22 protein-coding genes are annotated in these 16,675 nt (G+C 67.7%); 4 read left to right on the top strand and 18 right to left on the bottom strand.

The window, feature by feature from the left end; genetic code table 11:
• Positions 1-6: 6 nt before the first annotated feature.
• Both DI605_RS01510 and DI605_RS01505 read right to left on the bottom strand, forming a co-directional pair.
• Positions 7-1,197 (bottom strand): aminotransferase class I/II-fold pyridoxal phosphate-dependent enzyme, encoded by a 1,191-nt coding sequence (locus DI605_RS01510; protein ID WP_293968862.1) that lies wholly within the window; start codon positions 1,195-1,197, stop codon positions 7-9.
• Positions 1,198-1,265: 68 nt separating this feature from the next.
• Entirely contained in the window at positions 1,266-1,514 is a 249-nt protein-coding gene (locus DI605_RS01505; RefSeq protein ID WP_293968238.1) for an acyl carrier protein, read from the bottom strand.
• A gap of 83 nt (positions 1,515-1,597) precedes the next feature.
• Here DI605_RS01505 and DI605_RS01500 point away from each other — a divergent pair, with 83 nt between their 5' ends.
• Positions 1,598-2,116 carry a Pycsar system effector family protein gene (locus DI605_RS01500; RefSeq protein WP_293968236.1) on the top strand — a complete coding sequence of 173 codons (519 nt, stop codon included), beginning with the start codon at positions 1,598-1,600 and terminating at the stop codon, positions 2,114-2,116.
• Positions 2,117-2,159: 43 nt separating this feature from the next.
• Here DI605_RS01500 and DI605_RS01495 read toward each other — a convergent pair whose 3' ends face one another.
• The 16 genes from DI605_RS01495 to DI605_RS01420 all read right to left on the bottom strand — a co-directional run bounded on the left by DI605_RS01495 (position 2,160) and on the right by DI605_RS01420 (position 14,199).
• The gene (locus DI605_RS01495; protein ID WP_293968234.1) at positions 2,160-3,065 is read right to left on the bottom strand and encodes an NAD(P)-dependent oxidoreductase; all 906 of its coding nucleotides are present in this window, start codon (positions 3,063-3,065) and stop codon (positions 2,160-2,162) included.
• Positions 3,062-4,198, bottom strand: a complete 1,137-nt coding sequence (gene proB, locus DI605_RS01490) for a glutamate 5-kinase (protein ID WP_293968232.1) — start codon at positions 4,196-4,198, stop codon at positions 3,062-3,064. Before proB ends, DI605_RS01495 begins: the two co-directional genes overlap by 4 nt.
• Positions 4,183-5,229, bottom strand: a complete 1,047-nt coding sequence (obgE, locus tag DI605_RS01485; protein WP_293968230.1) for a GTPase ObgE — start codon at positions 5,227-5,229, stop codon at positions 4,183-4,185. The genes proB and obgE overlap by 16 nt, the downstream gene beginning before the upstream one ends.
• A 161-nt stretch (positions 5,230-5,390) precedes the next feature.
• Positions 5,391-5,957, bottom strand: a complete 567-nt coding sequence (locus DI605_RS01480) for a GNAT family N-acetyltransferase (protein WP_293968227.1) — start codon at positions 5,955-5,957, stop codon at positions 5,391-5,393.
• 178 nt (positions 5,958-6,135) lie between these two features.
• Positions 6,136-6,402, bottom strand: a complete 267-nt coding sequence (gene rpmA, locus DI605_RS01475; protein WP_293968224.1) for a 50S ribosomal protein L27 — start codon at positions 6,400-6,402, stop codon at positions 6,136-6,138.
• 14 nt (positions 6,403-6,416) lie between these two features.
• Positions 6,417-6,776, bottom strand: coding sequence for a 50S ribosomal protein L21 (gene rplU, locus DI605_RS01470; RefSeq protein WP_293968222.1), 360 nt, complete (start codon positions 6,774-6,776; stop codon positions 6,417-6,419).
• Positions 6,777-6,903: 127 nt separating this feature from the next.
• A complete protein-coding gene (locus DI605_RS01465) occupies positions 6,904-7,293 on the bottom strand; it encodes a hypothetical protein (RefSeq protein ID WP_293968220.1) in 390 nt (129 codons plus the stop codon).
• Positions 7,293-7,742 (bottom strand): hypothetical protein, encoded by a 450-nt coding sequence (locus DI605_RS01460; protein ID WP_293968218.1) that lies wholly within the window; start codon positions 7,740-7,742, stop codon positions 7,293-7,295. The genes DI605_RS01465 and DI605_RS01460 overlap by 1 nt, the downstream gene beginning before the upstream one ends.
• A 47-nt stretch (positions 7,743-7,789) precedes the next feature.
• Positions 7,790-8,281, bottom strand: coding sequence for a demethoxyubiquinone hydroxylase family protein (locus DI605_RS01455; protein ID WP_293968216.1), 492 nt, complete (start codon positions 8,279-8,281; stop codon positions 7,790-7,792).
• Positions 8,282-8,310: 29 nt separating this feature from the next.
• On the bottom strand, positions 8,311-8,802 hold the full coding sequence (locus DI605_RS01450) for a disulfide bond formation protein B (protein WP_293968214.1): 492 nt from the start codon (positions 8,800-8,802) through the stop codon (positions 8,311-8,313).
• Positions 8,802-10,166, bottom strand: coding sequence for a S41 family peptidase (locus DI605_RS01445; protein WP_293968212.1), 1,365 nt, complete (start codon positions 10,164-10,166; stop codon positions 8,802-8,804). The genes DI605_RS01450 and DI605_RS01445 overlap by 1 nt, the downstream gene beginning before the upstream one ends.
• Positions 10,167-10,255: 89 nt before the next feature.
• A complete protein-coding gene (locus tag DI605_RS01440) occupies positions 10,256-11,398 on the bottom strand; it encodes a peptidoglycan DD-metalloendopeptidase family protein (protein WP_293968210.1) in 1,143 nt (380 codons plus the stop codon).
• Between the two features lie 5 nt (positions 11,399-11,403).
• Positions 11,404-11,826 (bottom strand): 23S rRNA (pseudouridine(1915)-N(3))-methyltransferase RlmH, encoded by a 423-nt coding sequence (locus DI605_RS01435; protein ID WP_293968208.1) that lies wholly within the window; start codon positions 11,824-11,826, stop codon positions 11,404-11,406.
• A gap of 17 nt (positions 11,827-11,843) precedes the next feature.
• Positions 11,844-12,185, bottom strand: coding sequence for a ribosome silencing factor (rsfS, locus tag DI605_RS01430; RefSeq protein WP_293968860.1), 342 nt, complete (start codon positions 12,183-12,185; stop codon positions 11,844-11,846).
• A 41-nt stretch (positions 12,186-12,226) separates the two neighbouring features.
• Positions 12,227-12,967, bottom strand: coding sequence for a nicotinate-nucleotide adenylyltransferase (locus tag DI605_RS01425; protein ID WP_293968206.1), 741 nt, complete (start codon positions 12,965-12,967; stop codon positions 12,227-12,229).
• Complete coding sequence (locus DI605_RS01420; RefSeq protein ID WP_293968204.1) at positions 12,931-14,199, bottom strand: glutamate-5-semialdehyde dehydrogenase; 1,269 nt, start codon at positions 14,197-14,199, stop codon at positions 12,931-12,933. Before DI605_RS01420 ends, DI605_RS01425 begins: the two co-directional genes overlap by 37 nt.
• A gap of 225 nt (positions 14,200-14,424) precedes the next feature.
• Between DI605_RS01420 and ffh the strand changes: the two genes are divergently transcribed.
• From ffh to DI605_RS01405, 3 genes are all read left to right on the top strand, one after another.
• Positions 14,425-15,897, top strand: a complete 1,473-nt coding sequence (ffh, locus tag DI605_RS01415) for a signal recognition particle protein (RefSeq protein ID WP_293968202.1) — start codon at positions 14,425-14,427, stop codon at positions 15,895-15,897.
• A gap of 149 nt (positions 15,898-16,046) precedes the next feature.
• Entirely contained in the window at positions 16,047-16,448 is a 402-nt protein-coding gene (gene rpsP, locus DI605_RS01410) for a 30S ribosomal protein S16 (RefSeq protein WP_293968199.1), read from the top strand.
• Positions 16,449-16,505: 57 nt separating this feature from the next.
• The gene (locus tag DI605_RS01405) at positions 16,506-16,670 is read left to right on the top strand and encodes a hypothetical protein (protein ID WP_293968196.1); all 165 of its coding nucleotides are present in this window, start codon (positions 16,506-16,508) and stop codon (positions 16,668-16,670) included.
• Positions 16,671-16,675 lie beyond the last annotated feature (5 nt).

Genomic DNA, 16,675 nt, shown 5'->3' with positions numbered 1-16,675 from the left:
AGAAGATCAGGCGATATGCCCGATCGCGCGGCCGGCGGCGGCGAAGATATCCAGAATTTCGCCCACCTGCGAATCCGTATGTTCCGCACAAAGCGAGCAACGGAGCAGATAAGTGCCGGCCGGCGTCGCCGGCGGCCGCGCGAGATTCACGTAGAGCCCACCTTCCAGCAGCGCCTGCCACAGCGCCACGGCGGTCTCCTGATCGGGCAGCACCACGGCGATGATGGCGGACTGCGCCGTTTCGGTGGCGATACTGAAGCCCAGCTGGCGCAGGCCGGCATGCAGGCGCCGGCTGTTCTTCCACAGGTGCGCGCGCTTGTCCGATGCATGCATCAGCTTGCGGATCGACGTAGCGGCGGTCGCCACCACCGACGGCGGGAGCGAGGCTGTGAACACATAAGGCCGGCAGACGAGGCGCAGCACCTCGAAATCGGGATGGTTGGAGACGCAGAAGCCGCCGACCGTGCCGACCGACTTCGAAAAGGTGCCGACGACGAAATCGATATCGTCCTCGACGCCCATTTCCTCATAGACGCCGCGCCCGTTCGGCCCGAAAAAGCCCATGCCGTGCGCTTCGTCGCACAGGATCATCGCGCCATGCTTCTTGGCGACGGCCACCATTTCCGGCAGCGGCGCCACGTCTCCGAACATCGAATAGACGCCTTCGAGCACGACGAGCTTGCCCGCATCGGCCGGCAGGCGGCCCAGCCGCTTGTCGAGATCCTCCACGCTATTGTGGCGGAAGCGCACGATCTCGGCATTGCCCAGCCAGCAGCCGTCATAGATGGAGGCATGGCTGTCGGCGTCGAGGATGATGTAATCCCCCTTGCCTGCGATCGTGGAGATGATGCCGAGATTGGCCTGATAGCCGGTCGAGAAGACGATCGCGTGATCGGTCCCGTAAAATTCCTTGAGGGCGTCCTCGCATTCCTTGTGGCCCTGATAGGTGCCGTTGAGGACACGGCTGCCGGTCGTGCCCGCGCCATATTCGTCGAGCGCCTTCTTGCCGGCGGCGACGACATCGGGATCGAACGTCATGCCCATATAATTGTAGGTGCCGAGCAGGATCGTCTTGCGCCCCTGGATGACGGCCTCTGTCGGCGAAGTCACCTGGGTCATGACGATCGAGAAGGGATCGCGCACACCGGTTGCGAGCAGCGCCTCCCGCTCCTCGATCAGGGGCCGGAATTTGGCCATCAGATCGCGGCCGCCGGGGGCGACGCGATCGCTGGTGGCGATCGCGTCGGGCGTTTCTACCGAATCGGTCACTTGTCTGCCTTCAGTTTCTGGACCGCATCGGCGAGCTGGCCCACCGTCTCGATTTCCGCCTGCATGTTCATCGTGATGAGGATGTCGAATTCGTCCTCGATCGCGGCCACGAAATCCATCACGGTGAGGCTGTCCCACTCCAGATCGCCCGCAAACGTGGTCCCTTCCGTCAGCGCTACGCGCTTCTTGTTGAAAGGCTCGATCTGCTCTGCAATCTGGGCGAATATGTCGTCGCGCTCGCTCATCGGGATCCTTTAGGAATGACGGGTCCGCTTGCCAAGCGAATGCGGCGGCGATGTGACGCAAGCCAACAGGGCCGAACCGCCGGATGACCGAAGAGAGAGAGCCGAAGCCGCCGGCCAGCCCGGCAAACGCCATTCACCTGATCCGCACGACGCAGCAGGCGCATTATGCACTCAGCCAGATGGCGGATCAGAAGGCGTCGATCCTGATGGCCGCCACCTTCGTGATCTTCACGATCACGATCGGGCAGGCCAAGGCAGGCACGCCCCCGCCCGCGGCCCTGCTGGTGCTGGGCGGATTCGCCTTCCTTTCCGCCGTGCTGACGATGCTGGCGCTGCTGCCCGCGATCAGGGCGCGGCCGGGCGGCACGCTGAACCTGCTCTTCTTTGGTTCCTTCACCCAGCTGGATCAGGAAGAATATGTCCGGCGGATGCTGATCGCGATGGAGACGGACGAATCCATCTTCCGCACGATGGCGACGGACATCTACCAGAATGGCAAGGTGCTCGCGGGCAAGAAATACCGGCTGCTGGGCTATGCCTATCGCGTCTTCCTGGTCGGGCTCACGGCCAGTCTGCTTACCTTCATCGCCCATTATGTGTGAGGCGCATGGGGCCGAAAGCGGGGCGACGCCCTGACGCCGCGGGCTAGAGCCAGCCCGCCGCCTTGTACCACGCGGCCGTCTCCGCAAGGCCTTGTGCCGTATCCAACTGCGGGCGCCAGAGCCCTTCCGGAGGCCGCCGGGCTGGTGAGATCGTCCAGTCCGGATGGCAGAAATAGGCGACGCGATCGGGCGTCAGCTTGGCGCCGGATCCACGGATCCGGCCATCCGCCGCCGCCACCCAGCGCAATATCCGCGCCGGCACCGACAGGGGCAGCACGCGGCGGCCGATCGCGCGGCCGATCATCCGGGCGAATTCCACATGGCTCCAGCCGCCCTGATGGCCATCATCGGGCTCGTAGAGGTGCGTGATGCTGGCGTGCGCGTCCACGCAGTCGAGCAGCAGGCGGCAGAGATCGGAGACGGCGATGACCGAAAGACTGCCGCCCGGCGGCAGCGGCACCACGCCCGAGCGGGCCAGCCGGAACAGTTCGAGGATCTCCCGATCGCCGGGGCCATAAACGGCGGGCGGACGGATGATCGTCCAGTCGCCGCCCGATGCGATCACGCTCTCCTCGGATTCCGCCTTGGAACGGCCATAAGCGGACAGGCCGGGTTCGCGCGCGGCCAGGGAGGAGACGTGGATGAAACGGCGGATCCCCGCGCGGGTGGCGGCATCGATCATCGCCTCGGTCCCCAGCACGTTGCCGCGCCGAAAATCCTCGTCGCTGCCGTTGATGATTCCCGCCACGTGGATCACCGAATCGCAGCCCTCGACCAGGGCGCCGAGGCTTTCCGGACGGTCGAGCGCGCCTTCGACCCAGACGATGCCCTCGCGCGCCGGCTGGGGGCGCCGCGTGAGCGCGCGCAGCCGGTGGCCGCGCGCCAGTGCCAGATCGATGAGGTGGGATCCGACGAACCCGGTGCCGCCCGTGACGGCGATCAGGCTCACACCAGCACCAGATGATCGCGATGGACCATCGAGGAACGCGGCGCATAACCAAGCAGATCGGCATGGGCGTCGCTCCGCCGGCCGATGATCCGGGCCGCGTCGATCGCATCATATTCGGCAAGACCGCGCGCCAGCAGATGGCCGTCCGCATCGACGATCTCGACGACGTCGCCGCGCGCGAACGCGCCTTCCACGCCTGTCGCACCGGCCGCGAGCAGGCTGCGACCGTCGCGCAACGCCTTCGCCGCGCCCGCATCCACAATGATCCGTCCACGCGCCGTGAGTCGCCCGGCCAGCCAGGCCTTGCGCCCGCGCTTGCCGGCCCCGCCCCAGAAGAGCGTGCCGATGCCCGTGTCGGCGAAGCGGGCGAGGGGGTGATCGACGCGGCCGGACACGATCGCGAGATGCGCGCCCGATCCCTGCGCGATCCGTGCCGCCTCCAGCTTGGAGATCATGCCGCCCGATCCCATGCCGGATGCGGAGCCGCCATCCGCCATGGCGCGGATGCGGGCATCGACGACGCGCACCTCCGGCACCAGCGTCGCGTTCGGATCGACGCCGGGATTGGCCGTATAGAGGCCGTCTATGTCCGAAAGCAGGATCACGCCCTGCGCCGCCGCCGCCTGGCCCACGCGCGCGGCGAGGCGATCATTGTCGCCGAAGCGGATTTCGGTGGTGGCGACCGAATCATTCTCGTTGATGACGGGCACCACGCCCAGCGCGAGCAGGCGATCCAGAGTCGCGGCGGCGTTCAGATAGCGCCGCCTGTCCTCCAGATCATCCAGTGTCACCAGCATCTGCGCCGCGACGAGGCCCTTTTCGTGGAGCAATTGCGCCCAGGCGGAGGAGAGGCCGATCTGGCCGGTCGCCGCCGCCGCCTGCGCATCCTCCAGGCTGACCCTCCCCCCCTTGGGCAGGCCCAGCACGCGCGCGCCCAGGGCGATCGCGCCGGACGAGACGATCGCCACCTGCTGCCCCGCCTTACGGCGCGCGGCGACATCGGCCACCACGGTTTCCAGCCATTCACGCCGGATGTGGCCGGCCTTGTCCACGAGCAGGGCCGAGCCGATCTTGACGATCAGCCGGGGGCAGTTGGCAGGCGAGAGACGGTCGGAGATCAGAGCGGCGACCACTCGATCGCATCCTCGCCCTTATCGTCCTCGTCGACCGAATCATGGTCGGATCCGATTTCCTCGAGCAACCTGTCCAGAACCCAGTCGAGCCCCGTGCCGGCCGCTCCGGACATCGGGATGACGGGCGCGCCGCTGGCCTGCTCCAGCTCGGTCGTGAGCGCCTCGATCAGTTCGTCGTCGAGCGTGTCGATCTTGTTGAGGACGACGACGACCGGCTTGTCGACCAGCCCCGCGCCATAGGCATCCAGCTCGTCACGCACGATGCGGTAGCTTTCGGCCACGTCCTCGTCATTGGCGTCCACCAGATGCAGCAGCACGCGGCAGCGCTCGATATGGCCAAGAAAGCGATCGCCGATGCCGGCGCCTTCGGCCGCGCCCTCGATCAGCCCCGGAATGTCGGCAACCACGAATTCGCGATTGCGATGGCGGACGACGCCCAGCTGCGGGCGTGTCGTGGTGAAGGCATAGGCCCCCACCTTCGCCTGCGCATTGGTGACGGCGTTGATGAAGGTGGACTTGCCGGCATTGGGCAGGCCGACGAGCCCGGCATCGGCCAGCAGCTTCAGCCGCAGCCATACCCACATTTCCTCGCTCGGCCAGCCGGGGCCGTGCTGGCGCGGGGCGCGGTTGGTGGATGTCTTGTAGCTGGCATTGCCGCGCCCGCCATCGCCGCCGCGCAGGAAGACGCGCTTTTCGCCGGCCTTGGTGAAATCCGCGAGCACGTCCTCCTTGTCTTCGGAGAGGATCTGCGTGCCGACCGGAACCTGGATGACGAGATCGTCGCCGCCGGCGCCCGTACGATTCGATCCCGCGCCGCCATGGCCGCGCGGCGCGCGGAAATGCTGGGTATAGCGGAAGTCGATCAGCGTGTTCAGGCCGGGGACGGCCTCGAAGATCACGTCGCCGCCCTTGCCGCCATTGCCCCCGTCGGGGCCGCCATATTCGATGAACTTCTCGCGCCGGAACGACACGGCGCCGGGGCCGCCGGCGCCGGAGCGGATGAAGATCTTGGCCTGATCCAGAAAATGCATGCGCGCCGCTTAGCGCCTTAGGGGCGGGACGTCACCCGGAGAGGGGCGCCGCATGCAAACGATCGGTGCCCCGGCGGAAGCCGGAGCCCAGGGCCGCCTATGTGTCGCCCGGCGGCCCGGTGCTCCCGCCCGCGCGGGGCACGATCACGCGATGGAGAAAATCACGCCGCGAGCGGCGCATTCTCCGCTTGGTCCGATACGGCCTCGCCCCGTGCGAAACGGGGGCGGATGAAGCCCTTCACGTCCATCTCGCCGCGCCTGCCCAGGCTGTGCAGCCGGCCGATCTCGCCGGTCGGCCGGAAGCCGAGCTTGCGCAGCACGGCGCCCGAGGCGGGATTGTCCAGCGCGTGGCTGGCGATCAGGTGCGGCAGGCGCAGCGTCTCGTCGCAGATGGCGACGAGCGCCCGGCCGGCCTCCGTGGCATAGCCCCGCGCCCAATGGGCCCGGGCCAGCCAGTAGCCCAGCTCCGGCGTGCCGTTCACGCCATCGTGGATGCCGATCCCGCCGATCAGTTCGGGTGTGCCGCCCTCCCGGCGGAAGATCAGCATGCGGGGTCGATCCTGCTGCTGGGGTAGCGACAGGAACTGCTCGGCATCGCCGAGCGCATAGGGCCACGGCGCGCGCGCCAGGTTCCGGATGACCGCATGGTCCCCGATCGCCCGGCTCAAGGCGGGGGCATCCTCAATCCAGCCCGGCCGGAGCAGCAGGCGTTCTGTTATGGCAAACATGGGTTACTCTCCCTGCCCTCTTGTTATCGCCCGTGCATTACGCGCGAGCGACAACGGCGTTTCAGAGCGTGTCAGGGAGATACGAAAAAAGGGAGCCGGGGCGACCCGTCTCCCTGATCGTCCGCCGCAGCGGACTTTCGGGTCGCCCTTGGGACGACCCGTTTTCACGTTCGTCCGATTATTCGGCCGCGATCGCGGTGATCACGGATACGTACTTGCGGCCAAGCTTGCCGTCATGAAACGACACGCGGCCTTCGGCCATCGCGAACAAGGTATGATCCTTGCCCATGCCGACGTTCACGCCGGGATACACCTTCGTGCCGCGCTGGCGGATGATGATGTTGCCGCCGATCACTTCCTGACCGCCGAACTTCTTCACGCCGAGACGGCGGCCTGCCGAATCGCGACCGTTGCGGGACGAACCGCCTGCCTTCTTATGTGCCATGGCTCAGCTGCTCCTTACGCTTCGGCGGCGGCCGGCGTTTCCGCCTTGGCAGCCTTGGTCTTGGCCGGCGCCTTCTGGTCGCCGATCGCGGTGATCTTCAGGATCGTGTGATACTGGCGGTGGCCGTTGCGGCGGCGATAATTGTGGCGGCGACGCTTCTTGAAGACGATCACCTTCTCGCCGCGGCCCTGCGCCACGATCTCGGCCGAGACCACGAGGCCCTCGACCGACTTGAGATCGCCACCTTCGCCCGCCAGCAGAACGTCGGAGAGGGACACGGCAGCGCCGGCCTCACCCTCGAGCTTCTCGACGACGATCTTGTCTCCGGCGGCGACGCGATATTGCTTGCCGCCCGTGCGCACGATTGCGAACATGGGCCTCATCTTCTTTCAAATCTGGATCGCGCGCCAAATGGCCACGGAGGGCGCACCCCGCGCGAGAAGCGGCGCAGCTAAGTGATCGTCCCGATTCTGTCAACCTGAGTCTGGCATTGTCGCGCGTTCATGGCGCGGCGGTGGATCTCAGCCGCGCATTTTCCTGCAGGAATTTCTGGAAGCAGCCCGTCTGGCCGAAGCTGCCGATCGGGTTGCAGCTGTTCGGAATGCCCTGCTGGTTCACATTTTCCAGCACCTGCGCGGTGCCGGCCCAGCTTCCGTCACGCGCGGCATTATAGTCCTGTTTCCGCAGCTTGGGCGGAATCCGGTAGCGATCGCTCTCGGGCTGCCGTGCGCACACGACGATCTCGTCATCCGAACTTTTCGGGCAGGGATCGTCGCCATAGACGACCAATGTGGAAATGCGCGTCGGCGGTGCGCCCTCGGTCACCTTCGCGGAAGCGGCCGGCGCGAGCAGGATCAGCATGCCCGCCAGCAGGGAGGCCGCCCCGCGCATCACTGCTGCCCCTTCACGATCGCGCGGATGCCGGTGTCGCCGGTCGGTTCCGAATCGGTCGGCGAGCGCGTCTGCTCGGCCTGCGCCTTCCGTTCCGATCGGGCCTGGTTCATCAGCTTGGACCAGCAGCCCGTCCAGCCGCCGGCGCCCGTGGCCGTGCAGCTCGATGTGCCGCCCGCGCCGGCATATTCCAGGCTCTTGGCGCGATCGGTCCAGCGATCATTCGGCCCCGGATTGGTCGTGCGCAGCTCTTCCGGAATACGATAGCGATCGCTTTCGGGCTTGCGCGCGCAGACCACCACTTCCTCGCCCGCCTTCGTGGTCGGGCAGGGATCCTTGCCATAGACGACGAGCACCCTCTCGCTCGCCTGGGCGGCGGCGGGTGCTGCGATGCCGAATCCTCCGAAGAGGGCAGCCGTTGCGGCGGCGAACAGAAGCGGCTTCGACATGGTTCGGGCTTTCCTGATCGAGAGAGGCGAAACGCGCGAGATCATCCTCATATCCGTTTCGAAAGAGCGATGGCGGCGCGGCAGCCCAGCCTGATCGCGGCCGACAGGACGGGATAGGCGGGCGCGCGCTCCGCGCCGGCGGCCAGCGCCGTATCGCGATGCTCCACCTCCTCGGCCTGGAATTCCTCGATCATGGCGCCGAGTTCGGGATCGTTGCTGCCGAGCTTGCGGCGCTGATCCTCGTAATGATGGTCGATCTCCGTCTCGATCGCGGCAGTGCAGGCCATCGCCGCCTCGGGTGAGATCAGCGCGGTCGCCGCGCCCAGCGCGTGGCCGGCGACGTGCCAGAACGGGGCGAGGAGGGTGGGCCGCACGCCCCGCTCCGTCATCAGAGCGTTGAAGCGGGCGAGATGATTGGCCTCCTGCGCCGCCATGCGGGCGATCGCGCGTGACGCGGGATGGCGATCGCCGAGAATGGCGAGCTGGCCCGCATAGATGCGCGTCGCGCCATATTCCCCCGCCTGATCGACGCGAATCATCGATTCGCGTTCGCGGCGGGAGGGCGGAATCAGCGGGCCGGGCGCGTCAGACATAGAGCCCATATGGCGATGCCGCCGGCCAGGGAGAAGAGCGCATTGAAGCCGGCCATGCTGATGCCGAACAGGCTCCAGGCGGCGGCGTCGCAGCGGATGAGTGGTGCGGCGAGCAGCGCCTTCAATGGATCACCCCCGCCCAGCGAGACGCTGGTGCAGCGCGTGAAACCGGACCACCAATGATATTCCACGCCCGCATGAAACACACCGATCGCGCCCGATGCCAGGATGGCGAGGCCCGCCAGCAGCGTGAAGGCGCGCGAAACGCCGGGCACGCCGCGCATTACGAACGCGAGAATCGCCAGCGGGAGCGCCGTATAATGGGCCCATCGCTGCCAGTGGCACATTTCGCACGGCGGATAGCCGCCGATCAGCTGGAAGCCCCATGCGCCGGCCAGCAGCAGCGCCGGCACGGCAAGCGCCAGCGCGCGCGCCGGCGCGAGCATGCCCTGCCGGGATGCGGCCATCAGCGCGCGCGGGTCTTGGCCGCGCCCGGCTGCGGCGCCGCGCCCGCCATCGCCGTCTGCACGGTGGGCGTGCCGAGGCGGGCGATCGTCTTGATCGCATAATCCAGCTGGAAGTCGGTGATATTCTCCTTCTTCAGCTGTTCCGCCGTGGCGCCGAAGCGGGGATCGGGCTTGCCGTCATCCTCCAGCAATTTGTCGTCGGCCTTCACCTCGTTGATCAGGTGATGGCGCAGATCCGATTCGCGCATCCGCGGCCGCCCGCGGCGATCCGCATCGGTCAGCTGCGGCACGATGATGTCAGGATCGATCCCGCCTTCCTGCACGGAGCGGCCCGAAGGGGTGTAATAACGCGCGATCGTCAGGCGCAGCGCCGTATCGTCGGTCAGCGGCATCACCGTCTGCACCGATCCCTTGCCGAAGCTGCGTTCGCCGAGGATCAGCGCGCGCTTGTGATCCTGTAGCGCGCCGGCGACGATTTCCGCCGCCGATGCCGTGCCCGGATCCACCAGCACCACCACGGGCAGGCCATGCGCGTCGTCGCCCGGCCTTGCATAATAACGCTGGATGTCGGTCTTCTCGCGGCCGCGCTGCGAGACGATCTCGCCATGATCGAGGAAGCTGTCCGAAACCTCGATCGCCTGATCGAGGAGGCCGCCGGGATTGGAGCGCAGATCGACGACATAGCCGAGCGGGCGATGGCCGAGCGCCTTGTCGATCGAGACAATCGCCGAGCGCACGCCCGGCCCCGTCACCTTGGAGAAGCTGTTGATGTTGATGATGCCGACATCACCCTTCACCTCCCACTTCACCGCCTTGATCTCGATCAGCTCGCGCTTGAGCGTCACGTCGAAGGGCTTGTCCCGGCCGGGGCGGACGATGGTGAGGCGTACGTCGGATCCCGGCGGGCCCTTCATCTTGTCGACCGCATCGTCCAGCTGCTCGCCATAGATCAGCTTGCCGTCGACATGGGTGATATAGTCGCCGCTCTTGATGCCGGCGCGATAGGCGGGCGTATCCTCGGTGGGCGTGACGACCTTGATCACGCCGTCCTCGCCCTGCACGGTCAGGCCGACGCCGCCATAATTGCCCTCGGTAGTCGTCTTCATGTTCTTGAAGTCGCGCGCATCGAGATAGGAGCTGTGCGGATCGAGGCTGGAGAGCATGCCGTCTATGGCGCCCTTGATCAGCGTCTTGTCGTCCACCTTGTCGACATATTCGGCCTTCACCCGCTCGAAGATCGACATGAACTGGTCGAGCTCCTTGTAGGTCTCGACATCGCTTGCCGCCGTACTGGCGGTGAAGGCGGGGATCAGCGCCATCGCCGCGACGAGGCCGGCGCTTTTCAGCAGCAGGGATTTACGCATCGCCATCCTTCTCGAACATCCAACCTTTCTAGCGCCTTTATGGAAGGCGGGAAACAGAGGGACGGAACAGGGGAGCCCGCGATTTATCTTCAGGGCCGGAGCGCATCCGCCATCGCGACGATATCCACCGGCCGCCCCGCATGGCGCAATTCGATCAGCAGCCTGCGCCCCGAACGGCCGATCGAGGCGCCCTGGAAGAGATCCGCGCCCAGCTCGGTCGAGGTGCGCGAGAGGCCGGCGACGAGGCTCGTCCAGCCATGGCCATGATCGATGATGACGATATCGCCGTAATTCCGGAACGTGCCTGCATAGAGGACATGACCCGCGGCCGGAGCGGGCACCGGCAGGCCGCTTTCCGTCGCGAGCGTGAGCCCGCGGGACCGCACGCCATCTGCATCGCGCTCATCCGTGCCGGCGACGACGCGGCCGAAGGCCGGCAATCGATAGAGGCCGCCTCCCGGCCGGGCCGGGCCGGTGCCGGGCGCGTCGGGGCGCAACAGCGGGCCGGGCAGGGCGGCCAGCCTTTGGGCGGCTTCATGATCGCGCCGCTCATCACCCAGCGCCGATCCCAGCGCCGCGCTCTCCTCCGCCAGGCCGCGCAGCCGTTCGCGCTCCGCCTCCGCCGCCTCCGCGAGCACGGTGCGCCGCTCGACCAGATCGAGGCGCGATCGGGCGAGCAGCAGACGGCGCTGTTCGAGCAGGCGGCGCGAAGCTGCCAGATCCGCCAGCGCGCGGGCGCTTTCGTCGCGCAGGGCCGTGCGCCTCTCCAGTTCCTCGGCCAGCGCGGCATTCTGCGCAGCGATCCGCTCGCGCATGTGCCGGATCAGCAGGCTCAGATGCGCGGCCTCCTTAAGGCTCGCGCCGCTGACGAGCGCGAGTGCAGGCGGGCGCCGCGCCACGCGCGCCAGCGCGGCCGTCATGCCGGCGATCGGCGCGCGGGTTTCGGCGATGCGCGCCGCCTGTGCCTTTTCGGCGGCGTTGGCGGCGATCACCCGATCGCGCGCGGCGCGCAGCGCAGCCTCGGCCTCGCCCAGTTGCCGGGCCAGTTCGGTGGCCTGCTGATCGGCACGGGCGACGGCGGCGGCGCTGCGATCGTGCTGGCTCGCCAGCGAGGCGGCGCGCCGTTCGGAGCGTGCCTGCTCCTCCTGTGTCCGCCGCAGCGCGCCGGCGGTCCCGTCCTCCTTGGCCGGGATGGCCGCCGACGCGGTGGTCAGCAGCAGAACGGAGAGCAACGCCTTCATCCCTCGCGATGATAGGGATGGCCGGCGATGATACTCGTCGCGCGCCAGAGCTGTTCGGCCAGCATCGCGCGGGCCATCATATGCGGCCAGGTCATCGCGCCGAAGCTGATGAGCAGATCAGCCTGCCTGCGGGCCTCGTCGTCGAAGCCGTCGGCGGCGCCGATCAGGAAGCGCGCCTCGCGCACGCCGTCATCGCGCCAGCGCCCGAGTCGCCCGGCGAAGGCGACGGAGCCGAGCGCCGCGCCCTTTTCATCCAGCATGATGGTGACGGAAGATGTGGCGGGCGGCGGCACCCGGCCGCCACGATCGGGCAGTTCGGTCACCCTGGTGGGCCAGGCGACACGATCGAGATAGCGGGAGACCAGCTCCGCTTCCGGCCCCCGGCCTATCCGCCCGCGGGCGACGATATGGAGCAGCACGCCGGGCTGGATCGGGATCAGGCGGCGCCCAGGCCCGATTCGGTCGGCCGGCCGGGCGCGTCGCCAAATGCCCACATGCGCTCCAGATTGTAGAAGCTGCGGACTTCGGGACGGAAGAGATGGACGATCACGTCGCCTGCATCGATCAGCACCCAATCGGCGGTGGGCATGCCTTCCACGCGGGGGCTGCGCCCGGTCATCGCCTTGATCTTGTCGACCAGCTTGGCAGCCATGGAGCCGACCTGGCGGCTCGACCGGCCGGAGGCGACGACCATGTAATCGGCGATGCTGGATTTTCCGACCAGCGGAATCGAAACCGTTTCAACGGCCTGGTCATCGTCCAGCGAGGCGAGGACCATGGTGTGAAGCTGGTCGCTACTGTCTCCCGGATCGGAAGGAGTCAGCGGTTGGGCGGCAGCGGGCAATTGACCTCCTGGGGAAGCACGCGGCGCGTCAAACGGTCGCGCGGCGTCGGGGATGAGATGGAGACGAACCAATCGGGCCTCAGCCCGCGCGCTTGGGTCGCGGATCGCGGATCGGGGCGGAAGCGCAGCAGCACGAGCGCCGGCAGACTCCACTTCGTCCAGTGTCTCTCCTGGTCTGCGCGCCGGACGAAGCGCCGCAGCCAACCCATCGCAGGTGCGTTGAGGGCGGCGCCATCATAACCCGGACGGGCGATAACCGCAATCGGCATGGTGCGGGCGATCCTGCGCCAGCCTTTCCAGCGATGAAACTGGACGAGATTGTCCGCCCCCATGATCCAGATGAAGCGCCGGCGGGGGTAGAGCCTGACGAGCCGGATCAGCGTATCGACGGTATAGCGCGTGCCTAGCCGCGCCTCGATCGCGGTGGGCACGATCCGCGTGCCGCGCGCCATCCGTTCGGCCGAGGCGAGCCGGGCCGCGAGCGGCGCCATGTCGGGCGCGCCGGCCTTCAGCGGATTGCCCGGCGAGACCAGCCACCACATCTCGTCGAGATCCAGCGCCTCGATCGCCGCCAGGCTGATTCCGCGATGGCCGGCATGGGCCGGATTGAAGGAGCCGCCGAGCAGGCCGGTCGGCCTGCGGCTGGGCTTTCCGGCGCGGCGCGGCCGGACCCCGTCTCTCAAGGCCGGGTCTGACCGGTCCCGCGCACCAGCCATTTGTATGTTGTGAGCCCTTCCAGCGCGACCGGGCCGCGCGCGTGAAGCCGGCCGGTCGAGATGCCGATCTCCGCGCCCAGCCCGAATTCGCCGCCATCGGCGAACTGGGTGGAGGCGTTCCACATCACGATCGCCGAATCGACCTCGGCCAGGAAGGCTTCGGCGGTCGCCTCATCCTCCGTCACAATCGCATCCGTATGGTGCGATCCGTGGGCCGCGATATGCGCCGTGGCACCGGCGAGCCCGTCGACGAAGGTCACGGCGATGATCGCCTCGAGATATTCGGTATCCCAGTCCTCGGCATCCGCGGGAATGGCGCGGGGCTCGATCGCAAGGATTTCGGGCGTGCCGCGCACCTCGCAGCCGGCATCGGCCAGCGCGGCGAGGATCGGGGCGGGATCGGCATAGGCGCGATCGATCAGCAAGGTTTCCGTCGCGCCGCAGACGCCGGTGCGCCGCAGCTTCGCATTGATGGTGAGGGCGAGTGCCTTGGCCGGATCGGCGGCGCGATCGATATAGAGGTGGTTGATCCCGTCGAGATGCGCGAGCACGGGAACGCGCGCCTCTTCCTGCACGCGTGCGACGAGGCCCTTGCCGCCGCGCGGGATGATCACGTCGATCAGGCCCTGCGCGGCCAGCATCGCGCCCACCGCCGCGCGATCCGTGACGGGCACGAACTGGATCGCATCGGCGGGTAGGCCGGCCGCTTCCAGCCCGGCGACGAGGCAATCGTGGATCGCGCGATTGCTGGCCCGCGCTTCCGATCCGCCACGCAGGATCACGGCATTGCCGGCCATCAGCGCCAGTGCGCCGGCATCGGCGGTCACGTTCGGGCGGCTTTCGTAGATGATGCCGACCACGCCCAGCGGAACGCGGACGCGGCTGAGGCAAAGGCCGTTGGGCCGCTCGACGCGGTCGATCGTCGAACCCACCGGATCGGGCAGCGCCGCCACGTCTTCCAGCGCGCCCGCGATGCCCGCGATGCGCTTCTCGTCCAGCCGCAGGCGGTCCAGCATCGCGGAGGAGAGGCCGGCGGCTTCTGCGCGCGCGACATCGTCGGCATTGGCGGAAAGGATCGCGGCCGCTTCGCCGCGCAGGATGCGGGCCGCGTGCGATAAGGCGGCGGCCTTCCGCTCCGTTGGCGCGCGCGCGAGGATCGCTGCGGCGGCACGGGCGCGGACCGCCATCCCGTTCACGAGGGCGGCGGCATCGATGGGAAGCGCGTCTGTCATGGCGCTGCCATTTAGCATGGTCGGGCGGATCTCCTAGCCAATCCTTGCCCTTTCCCACCCTTTCGGCTAGGGCGCCCGCCATTCGTTCCTGACGAACGAGACGATCAGAGCACGACTCCGCCCAGGGAGCGTGTACGCCGGCCGACGAGGTTTCGTCCGCCGGCGCGTCTTGCGTTGGGGCAAATCCGTCCCCGCCTTCAGGCGGAAAAGGTGAGTTCGAGGCCCATGTTCGACAGTCTCAGCGATCGGCTTTCCGCGACGTTCGATCGTCTGCGTGGCCGTGGCGCGCTGAACGAGAGCGATGTGCGGGATGCGATGCGCGAAGTGCGCATCGCCCTGCTCGAGGCCGATGTCGCGCTGCCGGTGGTGCGCGAATTCGTCGACAAGGCCACGGAGGCGGCGGTCGGCCAGAATGTGCTGAAGTCGGTCACCCCCGGCCAGCAGGTCGTCAAGATCGTCCATGATGCGCTGGTCGACATGCTCGGGGCCGAAGCGTCGGATCTGATGCTGGAGGTCACCCCGCCGGCCATCGTGATGATGGTCGGCCTGCAGGGCTCCGGCAAGACCACCACCACCGCCAAGATCGCCAAGCGCCTGAAGGAGCGTGGCGCGAAGAAGGTGCTGATGGCGTCGCTGGACGTCAATCGCCCGGCTGCGCAGGAGCAGCTGGCGGTGCTCGGCGGCCAGGCGGACGTGCAGACGCTGCCGATCGTGCCCGGCCAGCAGCCGGTGGAGATTGCGCGGCGCGCGCTCCAGTCCGCGAAGCTGCAGGGCTTCGATGTGCTGATGCTCGATACGGCGGGCCGCCTCCATGTCGATCAGGCGCTGATGGACGAGATGAAGGCTGTCGCCGACATCGCGAATCCCACCGAGATCCTGCTCGTCGTCGATGCGCTGACCGGCCAGGATGCCGTCAACGTCGCCAAGAGCTTCACCGATCAGGTGCCGCTCACCGGCGTGGTGCTCACCCGCATGGATGGCGATGCGCGCGGTGGTGCCGCGCTCTCGATGCGCGCCGTCACCGGCCGTCCGATCAAGTTCGTCGGCACGGGCGAGAAGCTGGATGGGCTGGAGCAGTTCCATCCCGAGCGCGTTGCCGGCCGTATCCTCGGCATGGGCGACGTCGTCAGCCTCGTGGAGCGCGCGGCCGAGACCATCAAGGTGGAGGAGGCGGAAGCGCTCGCCCGCCGGATGGAAGAGGGCAAGTTCGACCTCAACGATCTGCGCTCCCAGCTCAACCAGATGAAGCGGATGGGCGGTCTTTCCGGCCTCGCCGCGATGCTGCCCGGCGTGAAGCAGGTGAAGCAGGCGATGGCGAGCGGCGCTGCCGACGACAGGCATCTGGTGCGGCTGGAGGCGATGCTCTCCTCGATGACCGCGAAGGAGCGCGCCAAGCCGGAGATCATCGCCGCCAAGCGCAAGATCCGCATCGCCAAGGGCTCCGGCACGACCGTGCAGGACGTCAACAAGCTCCTGAAAATGCATCAGGAGATGGCCGGCATGATGAAGAAGATGAAGAAGATGGGTGGCCTCAAGGGGTTGGCCAAGCTCTTCGGCGGCGGCGGGGGTGACCTCAACGCCATGATGGAAGGCGTAGGCCTTCCGCCGGGCGGCATGCCGCCCATGCCGGGCCTGCCCGGCGGTGGCAATCCGCAGGGCCTCCCTCCGGGTTTCCAGAATTTCCTGAAGAAACGCTGATTTAGACGACCGACCCGAACCATCTCGTCATTCCGGCCCGGGGGCCGGGATCCATGTCTCTCTCCCAACGCACTGTCGCGAGCGGATGGAGAGATGGGCACCGGCCTCCGCCGGGGCGGCGAAACGAAACCTAGAAGAAGGAATATCCCATGTCCGTTTCCATTCGCCTGTCGCGCGGCGGTTCCAAGAAGCGCCCTTATTATCGTATCGTCGTCGCCAATTCGCGCGCCCCGCGCGATGGCGCCTTCATCGAGAAGATCGGCACCTACAATCCGCTCCTCGCCAAGGATGATGCCAAGCGCGTCGTGCTCGACAATGATCGCGCCAAGCATTGGCTGTCGGTCGGTGCGCAGCCGACGGATCGCGTCGCCCGCTTCCTCGACGCGGCCGGTCTGAAGGAGCGCGCCGCGCGCAACAACCCGAAGAAGGCCGAGCCGGGCGAGAAGGCCAAGGAGCGTGCCGAGAAGCTGGCCGCCGCCGAGGCCGCTGCCAACCCGCCGGCGGCGGAGCCGGTGGCAGAAGCCGCGGCCGAAGAGACCGCCGAGGCTTGAGGACCGGATCGGTGGCCTGCGCGTTGTCCTGCCGTGAAAACGACAAGGAGAGGCACGATGGCCACCGCCCCGATTCATACCGATCCCGCCGAAGGGCCGCGCGAGGATGAGCCGGCCGCCGGCAAGGGACGGTTCGACGATGGCGGGCAAGGCGTCTCCGCGCCCGAGCCCGCCGAAGGCGCCGACGACGCCCCTGCGGGCGGACCCGACTCGCCCCGCTGACCCGC

The organism is Sphingomonas sp. (assembly GCF_003248515.1).
Classification (GTDB): Bacteria; Pseudomonadota; Alphaproteobacteria; order Sphingomonadales; family Sphingomonadaceae; genus Sphingomonas_I.
This window is presented reverse-complemented; position numbering and strand designations above follow the sequence as displayed.

Excerpts from the sequence above, each read along its gene's own strand:
- DI605_RS01510 (WP_293968862.1), bottom strand. The coding sequence starts at position 1,197 with ATGGCCAAATTCCGGCCCCTGATCGAGGAGCGGGAGGCGCTGCTCGCA.
- DI605_RS01505 (WP_293968238.1), bottom strand. The coding sequence starts at position 1,514 with ATGAGCGAGCGCGACGACATATTCGCCCAGATTGCAGAGCAGATCGAG.
- DI605_RS01500 (WP_293968236.1), top strand. The coding sequence starts at position 1,598 with ATGACCGAAGAGAGAGAGCCGAAGCCGCCGGCCAGCCCGGCAAACGCC.
- obgE (WP_293968230.1), bottom strand. The coding sequence starts at position 5,229 with ATGCATTTTCTGGATCAGGCCAAGATCTTCATCCGCTCCGGCGCCGGC.
- DI605_RS01480 (WP_293968227.1), bottom strand. The coding sequence starts at position 5,957 with ATGTTTGCCATAACAGAACGCCTGCTGCTCCGGCCGGGCTGGATTGAG.
- rpmA (WP_293968224.1), bottom strand. The coding sequence starts at position 6,402 with ATGGCACATAAGAAGGCAGGCGGTTCGTCCCGCAACGGTCGCGATTCG.
- rplU (WP_293968222.1), bottom strand. The coding sequence starts at position 6,776 with ATGTTCGCAATCGTGCGCACGGGCGGCAAGCAATATCGCGTCGCCGCC.
- DI605_RS01465 (WP_293968220.1), bottom strand. The coding sequence starts at position 7,293 with ATGCGCGGGGCGGCCTCCCTGCTGGCGGGCATGCTGATCCTGCTCGCG.
- DI605_RS01460 (WP_293968218.1), bottom strand. The coding sequence starts at position 7,742 with ATGTCGAAGCCGCTTCTGTTCGCCGCCGCAACGGCTGCCCTCTTCGGA.
- DI605_RS01455 (WP_293968216.1), bottom strand. The coding sequence starts at position 8,281 with ATGATTCGCGTCGATCAGGCGGGGGAATATGGCGCGACGCGCATCTAT.
- DI605_RS01450 (WP_293968214.1), bottom strand. The coding sequence starts at position 8,802 with ATGGCCGCATCCCGGCAGGGCATGCTCGCGCCGGCGCGCGCGCTGGCG.
- DI605_RS01445 (WP_293968212.1), bottom strand. The coding sequence starts at position 10,166 with ATGCGTAAATCCCTGCTGCTGAAAAGCGCCGGCCTCGTCGCGGCGATG.
- rsfS (WP_293968860.1), bottom strand. The coding sequence starts at position 12,185 with ATGGTCCTCGCCTCGCTGGACGATGACCAGGCCGTTGAAACGGTTTCG.
- DI605_RS01425 (WP_293968206.1), bottom strand. The coding sequence starts at position 12,967 with ATGGCTGGTGCGCGGGACCGGTCAGACCCGGCCTTGAGAGACGGGGTC.
- DI605_RS01420 (WP_293968204.1), bottom strand. The coding sequence starts at position 14,199 with ATGACAGACGCGCTTCCCATCGATGCCGCCGCCCTCGTGAACGGGATG.
- ffh (WP_293968202.1), top strand. The coding sequence starts at position 14,425 with ATGTTCGACAGTCTCAGCGATCGGCTTTCCGCGACGTTCGATCGTCTG.
- rpsP (WP_293968199.1), top strand. The coding sequence starts at position 16,047 with ATGTCCGTTTCCATTCGCCTGTCGCGCGGCGGTTCCAAGAAGCGCCCT.
- DI605_RS01405 (WP_293968196.1), top strand. The coding sequence starts at position 16,506 with ATGGCCACCGCCCCGATTCATACCGATCCCGCCGAAGGGCCGCGCGAG.